The sequence below is a fragment of the Arthrobacter oryzae genome (assembly GCF_030718995.1).
In the GTDB taxonomy this organism is placed as follows: domain Bacteria; phylum Actinomycetota; class Actinomycetes; order Actinomycetales; family Micrococcaceae; genus Arthrobacter; species Arthrobacter oryzae_C.
Genome location: NZ_CP132204.1, coordinates 621,129 through 636,813 on the forward strand (window position 1 = coordinate 621,129; position 15,685 = coordinate 636,813).

Below are 15,685 nucleotides of genomic sequence, written 5' to 3' on the forward strand. Positions count from 1 at the left end.
CATATCTCAGACTACTTCGTGTTCGTGCGTCATTGGGAAACCCCTTGTCGCTGGAGGTGCCGGTTTCATCGGTTCCTATTTTGCCCACTACGTTCTCGAGAACAGTGAGGATCCCGTTATGGTCCTGGACAAGCTGACGTGGAAACGGAAACTGGTGGCGGACGCAAATGCCGAGACCGAAGCCAAGTACAAGAACAGGGCCAGTGAGCAACATTATGTTATGACACAATCCACGTCCCTTGCGGCATGTACGGGCCACTACAGGTCAGCGATAAGGAACCCCGGATTCTCGATCGCGTCAGCGACATAGCGCAAGAAGCCCCCAGCTGTTCCCCCGTCACACACACGGTGATCGAAAGTGAGAGTCAGTTCAGCAACCTTCCTGACAGCCACCTCGCCGTCGACTACCCAAGGTTTATCAATAATCCGCCCCACGCCCAGGATCCCCACCTCCGGGTGGTTGATGACCGCGGCGGAGCCGTCCACGCCGAATACACCGTAGTTATTCAGCGTGAAAGTGCCGCTGCCAAGCTCCGACGGCGTGGCCTTCCCGTCGCGTACGACGGCGGTAAGCCGGCGGATCTCGGCATCAAGCTCCCGGGCACTCATCTTGTCCGCGTTGCGCACCGAGGGCACCATCAGCCCGCGGTCCGTCTGAGCTGCGAAGCCCAGGTTGACGCCGTTGAACGCGATGATTTCCTGACTCTCCCCGCCCGCGGCGTCCTCAGTGGTGACAATTCTGGTGTTCAGCTCCGGATACTTCTTCAGTCCCGCGGTGACAAACCGCGCGATGAATGCCAGCAAGCCAGGGGTATTGTGCGGGTCCGTCTTTTTCAGGGCGGCACGCATTTCCACGAGAGCCGTGGCGTCCACGTCGACCCAGACCGTGGCCTCCGGAATCTCCGAGCGACTGCGCGCCATGTTCGCCGCTACAGCTTTACGAACACCTCTGACGGGTGTCCGTGATGCGATGCCCAGTCCCGTTCGCGAGTCAGTTTCGGTTCTCGTTTCGACGCGTTCAACCACAGGACTGCGGGTTTCGACCGGTTCAACCACCGGTGCGGGCGCAATGGCCGCTTCCACATCCTTACGCATAATCAGCCCACTGGTTCCCGAGCCCTGCAGTCCGCTCAAGTCAACACCGTGGTCACGGGCCATCCTGCGGACGAGCGGCGAAATTACGGCACCGAGTTTGCCTGGCACGCGGGTGCGCAAGAGCAGGAGGTCGTCGGCGGTCTTTTCCGCGTCGCTGACCTTGGTTGCCACAGAGCCTGGCCCGGCGGTTGCGACCGCCGCCGACTTCCGGGCACGGGTGCGACGGGCGACCCCGTGTCCGCCCGGTGTTCCGTAGCCGATCAGAACGTTGCCGGAGCCTGCCTTTTCTTCCTCACGGTAGGTTTCGGCCGGCTCAACCGCCGTCGTTTCGACAGGTTCAACGACCGCAGGCTTAGGTTCAGCATCTGCACCGCCAACGGGCGTGACGGAGATCAGCGGCTTGCCGACGTCGAGGGTCTGGCCCGGTTCCCCGTGCAGCACTGCGACGGTGCCGGCGTACGGCGACGGGACCTCCACCATGGACTTGGCGGTTTCCATCTCGGCGATGGGCTGGTCTACACGGATTTCGTCACCCACGGCCACAAGCCAGTTCACCAGTTCGGCTTCGGTGAGGCCTTCGCCGAGATCCGGCAGCAGGAATACTTTCGTTTCGCTCATCTGATCAGTCTTCCCACTGGAGGTCGTCAACGGCGTCGAGGATGCGGTCCACGCCGGGCAGGTAGTAGTGCTCAAGCTTCGGCGCCGGGTACGGCACGTCGAAGCCGGTGACGCGGCGGATCGGGGCGGCCAAATAGTGGAAGCAGCGCTCCTGGACCCTGGCCACAATTTCCGAGGACACCGACGCGAAGCCGTGGGCCTCGGCGATGACCACGGCCCGGCCGGTCTTGCGGACGGACGCGCAGATGGTTTCGTCGTCGAACGGCACGATGGACCGGACGTCGATTACTTCCAGCGAGCGTCCTTCCTCAGCCGCAGCGGCAGCGGCGGCCAGTGCGGTCGGCACGGACGGGCCGTAGGCGATGAGCGTGGCATCGGTGCCGGGGCGTGCGACGGCGGCGCGGCCTTCCGAGGACGTTCCCCGTTCGGTGTTGGCGGCGTGCTCGGCGCGGAGCCCTTCCAGATCCACGAGGTCCTTGGACCAGTAAAGCTTCTTGGGTTCCATGAACATTACGGGGTCGTCGGAGTCGATGGCTTCGCGGAGCATGCGGTAGCCGTCGGCCACGGTGGCCGGGGTGAAGACCTTCAGGCCGGCGGTGTGGGCGTAGTAGGACTCGGACGAGTCGCAGTGGTGTTCCACTCCCCCGATGCCGCCGGCGTACGGGACTCGGATGACGATGGGCAGCTTGACGGCGCCCTTGGTCCGGTTGTGCATCTTGGCCACGTGGCTGACGATCTGTTCGAAGGCCGGGTAGGCGAAGGCATCGAACTGCATCTCGATCACCGGGCGCATCCCATTCATGGCCATCCCTACGGCCATGCCGACGATGCCGGACTCTGCCAGCGGGGTGTCGAAGCAGCGGGATTCGCCGAAGGTCTTGGTGAGTCCGTCCGTGATCCGGAAGACGCCGCCAAGCATTCCGACGTCCTCACCGAAAACCAGCACGGACGAATCTGCGTGCATGGCGTCCGCCATGGCTGTGTTCAGCGCTTTGGCCATGGTGATGGTCTGCGGACCGGTTGATTCGGCCGTGGCGGCTGCCTTGGCCGCGGCACGGGCGGTGGCGGCACTGACGTTGCCGTTGACTTCGGAGGAGGTGGTGACTGTGGGGCTCATTTTGCGGCCTCGTCCCGGGAGATTTCGTCGGCGAGCATGGCGGACTGTTCTTTCAGCTGCGGCGTGGGGGTGGAGAAGACGTACCGGAAGAGGTCCTGCGGGTCGACTGGGACATCTTCGCCCAGGCCTTCGCGGAGCTGGGTGGCAACCGCTTCCGCCTTTTCCGCGATCCGGGCGGCGCCGTCGTCGTCGAGGAGGCCGCGGTCCGTCAGGTAGGTCTGCATCCGCTTCAGCGGATCCTTGGCCACCCACTGGGCCACTTCGCTGTCCTGGCGGTAGCGGGTGGCGTCGTCGGCGTTGGTGTGGGCCTGCATGCGGTAGGTGTGGGCTTCCACTAGGAGGGGGCCGGAACCTTCGCGGGCCAGCTTCACTGCCCGGCCCAGTACGGCGAGAAGGGCGACGACGTCGTTGCCGTCCACGCGTTCGCCGGCCATGCCGTAGCCCACGGCCTTGTGCGCCAGGGACGGTGCCACGGACTGGTGTGCCAGCGGCACCGAGATGGCGTACTGGTTGTTCTGCACGAAGAAGACGACGGGCAGGTGGAACACGGCCGCGAAGTTCAGGGCCTCGTGGAAGTCGCCTTCACTGGTGGCGCCGTCGCCGCACATGGCCAGGACCACGGTGTCCTCGCCCCGGAGCTTCGCGGCATGGGCAACGCCGACGGCATGGAGCAGCTGCGTGGTGAGCGGGGTGCACTGGATGCCCACCTTGTGCTTCGTCGGGTCATAGCCGCTGTGCCAGTCGCCACGGAAGAGGGTCATGGTCTGGACGGGATCCACGCCGCGGGCCATCACGGCCACGGAGTCGCGGTACGTGGGGAAGATCCAGTCGCCGTCGGCGAGGCACAGGGCGGCCGCCACCTGGCAGGCCTCCTGGCCGTGGCTGGAGGGGTAGACGGCCATGCGGCCCTGGCGGACCAGGGCGGAGTTCTGGTCGTTGACACGGCGGCCGACAACGAGCTGTTCGTAGGCGGCCAGCAGTTCGGCATCGCCCGGCAGCGCGTACTCGTGGCCGGGCTGGGCGCCCTGCTCGGTGTGTGGGTTCAGGGTGCCGTCCTGGTCCACCATCTGGATCTGGTGGCGGGCCGGCAGCATGTAGTCCTCCACCGTGATGCCGAACTTGCGCACAGCCTCGGCTGCAGCGCCTTCGGTCGCGGGCTTCTCTGCCGGCTGTTCCGGCGAGTCCTGCCCGACGGCGGTGTGGTCCGCGGAGATCGTCATTGGTCCGTCCTTCTGTAGCCACTATTCGCTTCCAGTATCGTCCTGAACGAACTTTCGTATCCAGTCCTGGGCAAAATCGTGGAGAAGTTTGGAATTCTGGCCTAATCTGAAAGACGAATCGTCAGTATGAGCTGCGTTACCGGCGGGAGTTGTGGACAAATGGCAGGAACTGAAGCGGACCAGGTAGCGGTGCCGCTGGATGACGTGGACCGGAACATCATTGCGGAGCTGACCCGGGACGGGAGGATGTCCGTGACGCAGGTGGCGGAGAACGTACATATCTCACGGGCGCACGCCTATACCCGGATCGCGAGGCTGACCGGAGAGGGCGTGCTGACCAAGTTCACCGCGCTGGTTGACCCTATTAAGGCGGGGCTCAAATCCTCCGCCTATGTGACCCTAAAAGTGCGGCAGCATTCCTGGCGCGAGCTGCGTGAACTGTTGCGGGCTATCCCCGAGGTGCACCACATCGCCCTGGTGGGTGGCGACTTTGACGTCATTCTGTTGGTGCGGGCAGTGGATAACGTGGACCTGCGACGGGTGATCTTCGACCAGTTGCAGTCCATGCCGGGGGTGCTGGATACGCAGACATTTCTGGTGTTTGAGGATGTTGATACGCGGTAGGCATGTGCGCGCGGAAGCAGCGGCAGCAGGTACTCGATGTAGGCAGACTTTATCTCTCAGTGGCGGAGGCCTATCAAATTCACGGGTAGAGGTTAGGAAAAATAGACTACATTCCGGTTGACCGTGGCGCACTAGAAGAGCTCACGTTAGGTCTTGGACGAGAGGCCTAACGAGTGTTCGATCAGTCCCCACACCACCCAGGGCTGAGCATTTTTCGCAATGGCGAGAACCGCGTCCCGCAGTGGTTGGCCTGACGAGCAGATTTTGGCTCCGACACCAAGCCCTCGAAGTCGCTACAGTTACCTCAAGACTCCCGGATACGGCCACCAATCCTGCCCAGGCAACGCGACCGCAGCCTTGCTTGCACTGACCGCGCCGTGGCTCCGCTACGTGGCACCATATGAGCCACGGCCGTGCACAACTCACCACCAGTTCAAGAATCGAAACGGGGATTACTTTCCTGCCCACCCACGTTCTCAATATAAACTGGCCTATTCTAACTGCGTCAGAGAGTGAGGGCCCTCACCAACCGAGCGGCCAGAGCATACCACCTTGTGGGAACGGGCAAGTTGATTACTTGCCCTGTGAGCCCATCGCGCGACCAGTACCATAGCCTTTGGACGATGTCTTCTAAGAATGGGTAATAGGATATGGAAAAAGGGCTCCGCATACTTCATGTGACGGAAGCAATGGCTGGCGGAATAGCGACGGTCTTGCAGTCGTTTTCAGAGCGACAGAGAGATGCGGGTGCAGACGTCTCTATTTACTACCTCTCCAGGCCCGAATCTCCCTCGACCAACGAACTGCAGGCCCGGTTTGGGAACAACGCAAGTCTGCGAAACTTCACGGGCGGCCGATCGAAGCTCCGAGACTACTTCGCCCTGGCCGTGGCGTTGGCGAATGCTGAGAACAGTGGCGACTTCGATGTTATCCACCTTCATTCTTCCAAGGCTGGCGTGATTGGTAGAACAATTCATTTGTTTACTCGGCGTCGAGCCAAACTATTCTACTCTCCTCATGGTTTCGCTTTCCTTCGCGAAGACGTCTCGAGAGGCACGAGGCAATCAATTAAACTCATAGAGACAGCGCTTGCGCCAATCGGAAGTGGCCTCGTACTCACTTGCGAAAGTGAAAGACGGATTGCAGAAGAAGACCTCAGATCAAAGAGTGCGTATGTGGTAACTACCGGCGTAAACGAAAAATCACTTGCGCCTGCATGCGAGGGCACGACGTCTTCCGCGGCCACAGCTAAGCTCCCCTACGTTGAGCGTCCAAAGGTCGGAATTGTCGCACGAGTCACCTACCAAAAAGCTCCATGGCGATTCAAGGCAGTTGCGGATTCCCTCTCGGCGCAGGCTGACTTCATCTGGATCGGGGGGGGGACACCCGACAAAGAAAAGCTCTGGCTAGGCGAGCATAAACCCACCGGTTGGTTATCCCCAACCGAATTGGCAGATGCTATGAAAGAACTGGACATTTTCCTGTTCCCGACTCTTTGGGAAGGTATGCCCCTAGCTCTGCTTCAGGCACAGGCGGCGGGCATTCCAGCAGTGGTTTCAAATGTCGTCGGAAATTGCGACGCGATAGCCGACGGTGAGACGGGATATATCTGCAATTCGGATGAGGAGATAATCAAACGCACACGTCAGCTCATTGCCGATTCTGAACTTAGACGACGCATGTCGAAAGCGTCACGAGAGCGGGCTCTCCAGTGCTTGACGGATCGCGATCTAGGCACTCAAAGCCTGGCCATCTATGCGACAAGTAAGAAGACAAAATGACAAGATCCTTGGTAATCGGCGGTAATGGCTTCATTGGATCTCACCTTGCGGACAAGCTCACTTCGATGGGCCGAGACGTAACTGTTTTCGATCGGTTTTCGCACGGTATACAGAATTATAACTCGCGCAACGTTCGCCAGCGGGTCGGAGATTTTCTGAACGTTGACGACCTACGGAACGCAGTCAAAGGACAGGATGAAGTTTTCCATTTCCTATCTGTGACCACACCTGCCACAGCCCATAGCGACCCCCTTCTAGATATTAGGGTAAACACCGGCCAGTCAGTCGAGCTGTTCTCAGCCTGTGCTAGCGCTGGTGTCGGAATGCTCTACTTCGCCTCCACAGGGGGGGCCATATATGGCGAAAACTCCGCTCCTAAGGTCAGTGAGCATAATCCAACTAGCCCCAAGTCTCCGTATGCAATTTCTAAATTGTCCCTTGAACATTATTTGGAGTATTTCCGCCTGACTAGAGATCTTGATTATAGGATTTTTCGTATCTCAAATCCCTACGGGCCCCGCCAAAACCCCATAAAACCTCAAGGTTTGATCCCGATTGTTTTAAGGCAGATCTTAGAGGGTAACCCTATCCAAAAGTTCGGCGACGGATCGATGATCCGCGACTATATATACGTCAGCGACCTGGTTGACATGATCTCAACGACACTCAACGTGCCGAGCAACCACCGAGTCTATAACGTCGGCAGCGGCGTCGGTAAATCGATAAACGAGGTTCTTGCTACCGTTCGCCAGGTTACAGGTAGCGATCTTTCAATCGAATATCGACCAAGTCCACCAACTTACGTCCGTCGCGTGGTGTTAGACACGACACGTTTTCACAGCGACTTCGGCGCCTTCCAAGCGATCTCTCTCGACGAAGGTGTGGCTCGCACATGGCAATCCATCAGAGAAAGCGCAAAGGCCCGATGAAGAACCACAAGTAAAGATAGACGAGATAATGTGAGCCGGGCCCCGAACAATGCCGGGGTTAGATTCACGCCAACCTAAGCCTCTGACCCAATATTTAAAGGACAGCTTTGACCAACAGTTTACAGAATTCATTCGCCGGCTACAGTAAAGTATTTGCATACTACCCTCGGGGTGAACGAACAGGTGGACCGGAAGCGCTGCATCAGCTAATAAGTGGCCTCCGGAAACTCGGCCAGGAAGCATACCTCGTTCCGCTTCCAGGCACTGAGGACAAGCCGCGTGTAGCAGAGTACGAGTTGTATGATGCCCCGGAATCTTCGCGCATCGACGACTTACCTAGGGCCGCCGTCGTAGTTCCGGAAGTCGCTTACACGATGCTTTCGGGCGTGCACAACGCCCGAAAGTTCTGCTGGTGGTTGAGTATTGACAACTCTCCTATATTCCGAAGGGAACGGTTACGCCTCGAAATGAAAGAATATGGATTGGGTACCAGGCTCCAGCTTATTGAGAATGACCTGCGTAAACATGCCAGCTCAATTCAACGTACATTATCAGGCAAACGCAGGTTGCTCCGAGATGTGGAGCATCTGGTTCAATCCCAGTATGCTTGGTCATACCTTTACTCACGCATGGACATAGTGGCAAGCATGGTTTCCGATTTCACGCCCCTCAATATTATCTGCGATAATCCGGCTTTGACTAGTGCTAGAGGTCTGACCGTTGTGTTCAACCCAAAGAAGTCCGCCGAGTTAACTAGGCGAGTGGCGGTAGCATATCCGAGAGCATCATTCCGCCCGCTCGTCAACATGTCGCGCTGCGAAGTGATGAATGCACTCGAGAGTAGCGCTGTCTACCTCGACCTCGGGAGCCACCCTGGAAAAGACCGGATGCCCCGAGAAGCTGCCCTGGTCGGCTGCGTTTCAATTGTGGCAAGACGCGGATCCGCCGCATTTTCCGCGGATGTGCCTCTTCCTTGGCAAAACAAGGTGAACCTGCAGACCGGGGATGCCGTTTCGAATGCGATCTCGGTTCTCGATAAGGTTTTCGCTTTCCCAGATGAGTTCCAACGAGGACAGCGTGGTTATGTGGCCGCTATCAAATCCGAGGAACAAACTTTTCTTGACGAGCTAGCAGCGGTCTTTCTTGAGGACCGGCTAGGCTCCGATACGCGATGTGGTATGCTCCGCGAAGCTGCTCCACCTAACGGTGAGTAGCTTCGCTAGACGTCTGGCAGGGTTCGCAGGCATCCCCCTTCTTTCGTCCTTGGCACCATTTCTGTTGCTTCCCCTCGTGGCCCGCGTTGGTGGCCAAGGGGACTGGGCGAGCATAAACATCGGTCAATCGGTAGGTGCCTTTGCGGCAATGTGTATTTCCTACGGCTGGACGATGGCAGGTCCGATGAGAGTGGCAGCACTCTCATCGGAATATGACAGGCGTCGTCTATATGCCCTCAGCTTCGCCGTAAGAATACTTTTGTTTCTAACAATTACACCTATTGCAATTATAGTTAGTGCGATACTCGCTCCCCCGGGCCACGCGGCAGTTGCCATCTGGATGGCGGTAGCGCTAGCCATAAGCGGCCTCTCGGTAACGTGGTACGGAGTCGGAACCGGTAGCCCTCGGGACATCGCCTTGTATGAAGCATTACCCAAGACCGCTGCGGTGGCGGTGTCTGCACTATTGGTTTTCTTGACTGGAAATATCTTATGGTACGCCGTAGCTCTATGCCTTTCGGGCTTAGTTGGAATCATGGCATTCATGCATATGATTGGTGGTTGGAAGCTGCTGGCTGAGTTGCATCCGAGTAGCGTCTTTCGGGAAATCTGGAAGGGAAAGACCCCCGCCGTCACCGTGGCGGCTGCAGGCGTTTACTCCACGACGCCAGTGGCCGTCGTCAGTACTCAGGCGTCAGCTGCCGACGTGGCATCCTTTGCATCTGCTGACAAGCTATACCGAATCACGCTTGTACCAATCTCTGTGTTAAGCAACACATTCCAAGGCTGGGTATCTGCACACAGTGTTGGGGCTGTCAGAAGCAGGATGTTGGTGGCCGTTTCAGCCCATGCACTACTTGGTTTGCTGGGCTTTTTTGCAATAGCAACCGCAGGGAACCCGGCGACAGCCGCGCTCTTCGGGCCAAGTCTCGCGGCGTCGACGATGACTAGCTTTTGGTATGGCTTAGCCTTTCTAGCAGTTGCGATCAACACGTCTACGGGCCTTCATATCCTTGTTCCGACCAAGCACACGTCAATGGTGTTTTGGAGCACAGTATGTGGCGCGGCGGTCGGAATTCCTGCCATGGCATACTTTTCTTCGGTCTCCGGAGGAGAAGGAGGCGCCCTGGGCCTAGCGCTTGGAGAAGTTGCAGTCTGCCTCGTGCAATTTGTCTGCATCTTGTGGCTTCGATTTCGGTATCAGCTCAGATGTCGATTTGGCGGCTTTCAGCGAAAATCCGATTGAATTCGCCAGAGGTTCCAGCGTCGCGGTCAACCTAGGGAAGACTCATCCGATACGAATACCCAGCAAACTAATCACGAAGGGGAATATGTTGAACAACGTGTGCGTCGTTACAGTGACCTACGATGACCGCTTTGACCGACTGACGAAAGCCACCGTCGCCAGGGCGTTAGAAGCCGGCGCAAAGCACGTGGTTGTAGTCGACAACGGTTCAAGCCATCGAACACAGGACCTCATACGGACCTCTTATGATGAGGAACGGAAGGTCACGGTCGTTTTGATGGATGAGAACACCGGCTCTGCAGCTGGCTTCTCGGTGGGCATCCAAGCGGCACTTGCCCGGACACCGGCATACATTTGGCTCCTCGATGACGACAATTGGGTGGAGCCTGACGCCCTTACCAGTCTATTGGCCGCTCGGGATTCTGCCGCATATTTGTTCGACGATGAGCTAACCAGCGTGTGTGGATTTAGAGACTTAGATAACGCACATCAGAGGTTGGCGCAGGGTGTGCCGGTAGCCTTGGCGTACCCTCCTGCCGGATCTTTCATGTTCTTTGATCTCCTAACGTTCCTAAGACGGCAGCTCCACAAGCGCGGCGAGTCTTCCCTTGAACTGACCTGTATTCCAGAAGCGCCTTATGGAGGCTTCCTTTTTCCAGCAGGATTAGTTCAGGAAATTGGACTACCTCCCGAAGAGCTCTTCCTGTATGCCGACGATACCGTTTGGACGTCTAGATCTGTTAGGCGCGGCCACCGAATCGTTCTGGATCGCAAGACGAAGATTCATGATGCTGATGGGAAGTGGGCGAGAGAATCTGGAGCGGGTCCCATCGGTCTATTGGACTCAACACACATGACAAAACTTTACTTCTCTGCTAGAAACAGAGTAATCTTTGAGCGCAGCCGAATTACCTCGGGGAAGAATGAATTTCGTTATTGGTTAAATAAAAAAATCTATTTCGGTGCGGCCCAAGTTGCGTCCAGGCTACGCAATTGTCGAGACAGCTTCGAAACATTTCGCCACGCAGTGCGCGACGGTGAGGCGGGTCGTCTGGATAGCCCTCGGAGATTGCGCATCGAGACATAGATGTTAAGTAATTGGCTTATGTCGGATCACGCATCGGTGCCGAGAGTGAGACCAGCCATGGGCGCTTCGGAATCAACGGCGCTGCCGAGGAACGGGACGCTGGCACTTCAAGCCCGAGCTCCCCGTACAAATGCTCGATGTACGTTTAACTGAGAATACTGGGTCTAGCCCCGATTTTTCATAGCGGCAGCTGATGCGTGCTGCTTCGGGCTGACGGGTTGGTCGGTGGTTGTTTCTGTTTCCGGGCAGTGTGGTGTGGCCTCTTGGTTCGACCGGGATTGGCGCCGGTTCCACTTCCGGTTGTGCGGCTGGTCGTTCGGACAGGGAGGGTACCCGTTCAGCCGGGGACGGGCAGGAGCTGTTTGAGGCGGCCTGTGGTCGTCAGGAGCAGTTTCAGAAGGTCTTTTTCCGGCGCTGACTCCGGCAGCAACAGTTGGTTCCGGCGGACGCGTGATCATTTTCCCGGCCGGGGAGAAGACCCGGTAGCGCCAGCATTTAATGGCCCAGGCCCTGGCGTAATGGCCGTCCGGGAGGGCCGCGAGCCGGACCCACGAGATGAGGTTAAAGGCGAGGGCGGCGATGTTCGCCCAAGCCTGGTTCGCGGGAAGTCGAAGAACGGCAGTTTGCCCAAGCCGGTGTTTTTCAGGGTTTTGATGCGGTTCTCACACCGGCCGCGGGCGCGGTGCCGGGCGTCAAGGAATGGTCCGTGCCAGCGGGGCGAGTTGGTCAACATGGCGGTGATCCGGTGCCCGTCGGTATCGAGCAGGGTCGGCTGCGCGCCGGAGTGCAACGGCTTGGCCCGGAGGAAAAGTCTTGTGCCCGGCGGGTAATCGCTGAGCGGAATGACGTCGGTGGCATTGATGACCCACGCATCGGTGCGTTCCTTCCCCTGATGGTCCAGGGCCGGCTGCGAGTACTGCTTATCGCCGATCCAGTCGATCATGTGGGCCTTGCCGAACGAGAGGGCGTAGCTGGTGGAGAACTGCACGCCCAAGCTGTGCAAATGCCAGAGGAACTTCCTCGAGGCCCCGGCACTGTCAGTGCGGACCAGGACCTTCTCCCCGGCCAGTACCCCCGTTCCGTCGTAGAAACGCTCGGGCAGTTGGGCTGCCGCGGTGTGGAAGACCCGGATGTGGTCCTCGGCGCTGTTCGCTCCGGCGTTGCCGGGCCGCAACACGGCCGCGAGGATCTCCCCGGACCCGTTACCTGCACCGTAATCACAGGACGCGATGAAGCGAGCGAACCCGTAGCCGCCCTTGTAGGTCCCGGCGACGTTTTCCTTATCCGAGTGCGAGGTCATCAGGGTCGCATCGATGTCGATGATAAGCGGGTCAGCGGCTGTTGATGATAGTGCCGGGTTCCGCCCTCCGGCGGCGCTCCACGCGCGGGTGCGCAGCTCCCGGGTGAGCGTCTCAAAGCCGTAGCTGAACAACTCCGGGTTCGTCACCGTGCGTTCAAAGAATCGGGACGATCGCGCCCGGGTCCACGGTATAGTCGTTGGAGAAGACCCGCACGTAGTAGTCCCGTGGCAGCCGGACGCTGCTGCGGAAGGCGAACTCGGGCGCCACCGGCGTCAACGGCCGCATCGCGTCCCGGTCCCGGACGAAAAGCTCGACCGGGCGACCGTGACGGGTCCGGGAGTAGCGGGCGTTCGCGCGCGGCAGCCAGTCCGCGAGCTGGTCGTTGAAATCCAGCGGGGACGCGAACGTCCGGCCGGGCATGAAGCCCTGGCGGAAGTAACGGTTCATCCGCTCCACGATGCCCTTGGATTCCGGATCCCGTGCGGCAACTGCCGGATCTCGCAGCCCAGCACGCCAGAGAACGCCGCCGCCGGCTCGGTCAGCCGGCCCTGGCCGATCCCTGATTCGTTGTCCCAGACCAGCTGCTTGGGGACTGCACCGGCCTCCTGCAGCAACGACCACATCCCGCCGAGCAGATCAAAGGTCGTGCGGGTCGGCAGCATCCTGGCCTGGATGTATCCGGAGAACGCGCTCGTCATCACCAACACCGGAGGCTTGCCCTCCTGCCCGTGCCCCAGGGGCAGCGGCTCATGGGGGAACCATAAATCGCACTGCATCGCCTGGCCTGGTTCATGGACCAGCCGGTCCACCGGATCCGCCGGCATATATTCGGGCCGGAGTCCACGGACCTTGTCCCGGAACAAGGATGCAGAGCCCGTCCAGCCGACGCGTTCGGCCAGTACCGAGGCCGGCATCGTCGGCGTCTGAACCAACAAGGCCCGCACCTGCGCCGCGTAAACATCAAAGCTCGAACCGGCCGGCTTCCGCTCATACTTCGGCGGCCGCTCCGCCTCCAAGGCCCGATCCACCGTCCCCCGGGAAACTCCGAGCTGTTTAGCCAGCTCCCTCTTGGAGATTTTCTCCGTCGCGTATCGGTGGCGTATCTGCGCCCAAACATCCAATGTGATCACCTTCCATAATGGTCAGTGGCCTCATTTTCAGTTGGCGTTATTGGCCCTATTTTCGGTTGGCGTCAACAGTGAGGAGGCAGCATGGCCGATTTCAAGGCCATTATGACCCTGGCCGTTGCTGGTCGCAGCTATGACGAGATCGTCGCGAGGGCGGGGTGTTCACGCCGTGACGTGGCCGCGGCGAAGAAGATGATCGCGGCCTACGGGTTCACCGCAGGGCAGATCGGGGCGATGTCCCCGCAGGAGATCGCCCGGTTGTTTCCGGATGGCCGGAAGAGGGGCACGGAGTCATACGAACGCCCGGACTTTGATCGGGTGCTGGCCTCGATGAGGAAGAACCGGCACTTCACCCTCCAGCAGGCCTGGAGCAGGTATCTGGCTCGGTGCCCTACACCTACGCCGGACAACTCCTGCGGGTCCGGGTCACCTCCACGACGGTCACCGTCTTCGACGGGGACCAGGTCATCTGCGAGCATGTCCGGCGGCAAGGCCGGAAGGGCCAGTATTCGACCGATGTCGCGCATGCCCCGACCCGGCACCGGGGTATTGACGGGTTGTGGTCCAAGTGGTGGTTCACGGACCGTGCCCGGGGCTTCGGGCCAGCCACCGAGGCGGTAATCGCCGGGATCATCAACCGGCACGCTGTGGAGGCCCAAGGCTATCTGGACTGCCAGAACATCCTGGAGTCCCTGGGCAAGCGGAACAAGGCCCGCCTGGAGCCAGCCTGCCAGGTCCTGCTCGACCACAGGTACTCATCGCAGAAGAATCTCCGTTTGGCCCAGACCACTTCGATCGGACCGGCGACGGGGATGTCACGCAGGCGTTGTGGCCGGCGGGAATGAACGCGGGTGCTGATCACGCCGCACGATGGCAGCCGGCCTCGGCGGTGGCTTCGACACTGACCCGCCGCTGCCCGAAGGCGAGGACCTCAGTATCGGTGACGCGGTAGTCGGGCAAGTTGAAAATCGCGGTGGCAGCATCGGGGCGCTGGGAAGTAGGCTCGATCAAGGCTCGTAGCTCCTGACTCTTGATGAATGCGTAGAGAACATCCATCACAGCAGGGCTACGAGCCCTTCAGCTTTCAAGACACGGAACCTGTTTCACCATCACCACGAAGAGCCACAAGACCGGGGGAAGTCCCCGCCGGATTGCCCTTCTGACGTGGATGCCCTCGACACTGAGGAGCGCATCCGCGCGTGAGGCTCACCCGCCATTCGAGCAGGACTTACTGATATTCATGTCAAGTGATGAGCATGGAAGGAGAAGGCTTTGAATTTATGCTTCAAACGCGGACGTCGCGTCAGTTCATAGATGTGAGTTCCGGAATGACTCGATAGGGCACGACTCCGTTAAAACTGAGAATATAGAACCCAAAATATATCAAGGATCCTAGCATCAGCGTCCAACGCAACAGAACAGAGTTTCTCGAATTCATAAGCACGTTGGGAAGTAGAAGGATCAAGAAAATGCCGAAATAAGGTTCAAACCGCGCAATGACCACGTTCGTAGTTCCAAGCAATAAAACAACGGCCGATATGGTCACGAATGCGATATATCTAGATGTCTCTTTGGAGGCCGGCGCTGCCATGGCAAAAACGATCAGCAGAATTCGTACGGCTAGGACAAGCCAAGTTCCTAGCCCAGCACCCTCATCATCGAGGTACGTCTCGTAACGGGGGTTGAGCGATGATGCCAAAGCACCCGCCAAACCACTCTGCAACAGGAAATAGGAACCCAATGCTCCTAAGGCCAGAACAATAACGACCGATACCCACGTCGGCTTCCAGCGCATGGCGATCAACTGGACTAATATCGCGATAAGCGCTGATGAGTGAAATAGAACAGCAATAGCCGAAAAAAGAAGGCATTTCAGTCGGCTCTCCTGTCGGTACGAGTCCGCTAACAGCAGGAAGGACACGGCAATAGATTGCCTAACCGCGTTAAACGTTAGGGCATAATACCCTAAAAAGAAGAATAAAAAAACCGCAAGCGTTGGATCTTTGGTTTGCCGCCTAATGGCTATAAGTACCGGAACTATAGTCATAATAGAAGCCAGCCAGAGGAGCAGATAGGGGCTATTCGTATAGCCCCTAAGCAGGAAGGAAAGAGTAACCCATCCCAATTCCTGCGGTACTACGGCGAGAGAGTCTGCAAGCGAGTGAGGAATAATCGCACGATAAAGCGAAGTGTAAAGAAAATAGTCCGATCCGGTCCCGTATCTTATACCGGCAAACGTTATGAGGAGAAGCGACAGTGCTACTACGGGGACTTTTCCACCGACAATTGGTTTACCGGCATCACGATGCATAATGGGCGTTGACGG

General features: G+C 58.7%; 15 protein-coding genes and 2 pseudogenes. 8 read left to right on the forward strand and 9 right to left on the reverse strand.

What is annotated here, in order from left to right; all coding sequences use genetic code 11:
• Positions 1-67: 67 nt before the first annotated feature.
• The gene (locus Q8Z05_RS21440) at positions 68-310 is read left to right on the forward strand and encodes a hypothetical protein (RefSeq protein ID WP_371745965.1); all 243 of its coding nucleotides are present in this window, start codon (positions 68-70) and stop codon (positions 308-310) included.
• Here the strand turns inward: Q8Z05_RS21440 and Q8Z05_RS02895 are convergent.
• Genes Q8Z05_RS02895 through pdhA form a run of 3 tightly spaced genes read right to left on the reverse strand, consistent with a single transcriptional unit; the run spans position 259 to position 4,050 of the window.
• Complete coding sequence (locus Q8Z05_RS02895; protein WP_305942000.1) at positions 259-1,713, reverse strand: dihydrolipoamide acetyltransferase family protein; 1,455 nt, start codon at positions 1,711-1,713, stop codon at positions 259-261. The genes Q8Z05_RS21440 and Q8Z05_RS02895 overlap by 52 nt on opposite strands.
• 4 nt (positions 1,714-1,717) lie before the next feature.
• On the reverse strand, positions 1,718-2,830 hold the full coding sequence (locus Q8Z05_RS02900; RefSeq protein ID WP_305942001.1) for an alpha-ketoacid dehydrogenase subunit beta: 1,113 nt from the start codon (positions 2,828-2,830) through the stop codon (positions 1,718-1,720).
• Entirely contained in the window at positions 2,827-4,050 is a 1,224-nt protein-coding gene (gene pdhA / locus Q8Z05_RS02905) for a pyruvate dehydrogenase (acetyl-transferring) E1 component subunit alpha (RefSeq protein WP_305942002.1), read from the reverse strand. The genes Q8Z05_RS02900 and pdhA overlap by 4 nt, the downstream gene beginning before the upstream one ends.
• A 159-nt stretch (positions 4,051-4,209) precedes the next feature.
• Between pdhA and Q8Z05_RS02910 the strand changes: the two genes are divergently transcribed.
• The 6 genes from Q8Z05_RS02910 to Q8Z05_RS02935 all read left to right on the forward strand — a co-directional run bounded on the left by Q8Z05_RS02910 (position 4,210) and on the right by Q8Z05_RS02935 (position 10,931).
• On the forward strand, positions 4,210-4,674 hold the full coding sequence (locus Q8Z05_RS02910; protein ID WP_305942003.1) for an Lrp/AsnC family transcriptional regulator: 465 nt from the start codon (positions 4,210-4,212) through the stop codon (positions 4,672-4,674).
• Positions 4,675-5,324: 650 nt separating this feature from the next.
• Positions 5,325-6,455 carry a glycosyltransferase gene (locus Q8Z05_RS02915; RefSeq protein WP_305942004.1) on the forward strand — a complete coding sequence of 377 codons (1,131 nt, stop codon included), beginning with the start codon at positions 5,325-5,327 and terminating at the stop codon, positions 6,453-6,455.
• On the forward strand, positions 6,452-7,384 hold the full coding sequence (locus Q8Z05_RS02920; protein ID WP_305942005.1) for an NAD-dependent epimerase/dehydratase family protein: 933 nt from the start codon (positions 6,452-6,454) through the stop codon (positions 7,382-7,384). The genes Q8Z05_RS02915 and Q8Z05_RS02920 overlap by 4 nt, the downstream gene beginning before the upstream one ends.
• Before the next feature lie 107 nt (positions 7,385-7,491).
• The gene (locus Q8Z05_RS02925; RefSeq protein WP_305942006.1) at positions 7,492-8,598 is read left to right on the forward strand and encodes a hypothetical protein; all 1,107 of its coding nucleotides are present in this window, start codon (positions 7,492-7,494) and stop codon (positions 8,596-8,598) included.
• Positions 8,599-8,782: 184 nt separating this feature from the next.
• Entirely contained in the window at positions 8,783-9,844 is a 1,062-nt protein-coding gene (locus Q8Z05_RS02930; RefSeq protein WP_305942007.1) for a hypothetical protein, read from the forward strand.
• Positions 9,845-9,956: 112 nt separating this feature from the next.
• On the forward strand, positions 9,957-10,931 hold the full coding sequence (locus tag Q8Z05_RS02935; RefSeq protein ID WP_305942008.1) for a glycosyltransferase: 975 nt from the start codon (positions 9,957-9,959) through the stop codon (positions 10,929-10,931).
• A gap of 337 nt (positions 10,932-11,268) precedes the next feature.
• Here the strand turns inward: Q8Z05_RS02935 and Q8Z05_RS02940 are convergent.
• The 3 genes and pseudogenes from Q8Z05_RS02940 to Q8Z05_RS02950 form a co-directional block, all read right to left on the reverse strand.
• Positions 11,269-12,408, reverse strand: a pseudogene (locus Q8Z05_RS02940) (IS1380 family transposase); the annotation flags it as partial.
• Positions 12,386-12,679, reverse strand: a complete 294-nt coding sequence (locus Q8Z05_RS02945) for a Mu transposase domain-containing protein (protein WP_305942009.1) — start codon at positions 12,677-12,679, stop codon at positions 12,386-12,388. The pseudogene Q8Z05_RS02940 and the gene Q8Z05_RS02945, both read right to left, overlap by 23 nt.
• On the reverse strand, positions 12,676-13,362 hold the full coding sequence (locus tag Q8Z05_RS02950; protein ID WP_305942010.1) for a hypothetical protein: 687 nt from the start codon (positions 13,360-13,362) through the stop codon (positions 12,676-12,678). The genes Q8Z05_RS02945 and Q8Z05_RS02950 overlap by 4 nt, the downstream gene beginning before the upstream one ends.
• A 383-nt stretch (positions 13,363-13,745) precedes the next feature.
• Between Q8Z05_RS02950 and Q8Z05_RS21445 the strand changes: the two are divergent.
• Positions 13,746-13,808, forward strand: a pseudogene (locus Q8Z05_RS21445) (hypothetical protein); the annotation flags it as partial.
• 212 nt (positions 13,809-14,020) lie between these two features.
• Here Q8Z05_RS21445 and Q8Z05_RS21450 read toward each other — a convergent pair.
• The 3 genes from Q8Z05_RS21450 to Q8Z05_RS02965 form a co-directional block, all read right to left on the reverse strand.
• Positions 14,021-14,221 (reverse strand): transposase family protein, encoded by a 201-nt coding sequence (locus Q8Z05_RS21450; RefSeq protein ID WP_371745966.1) that lies wholly within the window; start codon positions 14,219-14,221, stop codon positions 14,021-14,023.
• Positions 14,218-14,370, reverse strand: a complete 153-nt coding sequence (locus Q8Z05_RS02960; RefSeq protein WP_305942012.1) for a hypothetical protein — start codon at positions 14,368-14,370, stop codon at positions 14,218-14,220. The genes Q8Z05_RS21450 and Q8Z05_RS02960 overlap by 4 nt, the downstream gene beginning before the upstream one ends.
• A 292-nt stretch (positions 14,371-14,662) precedes the next feature.
• Positions 14,663-15,670: an EpsG family protein gene (locus Q8Z05_RS02965; RefSeq protein ID WP_305942013.1), complete on the reverse strand. Its 1,008-nt coding sequence runs from the start codon at positions 15,668-15,670 to the stop codon at positions 14,663-14,665.
• Between the last annotated feature and the right edge of the window lie 15 nt (positions 15,671-15,685).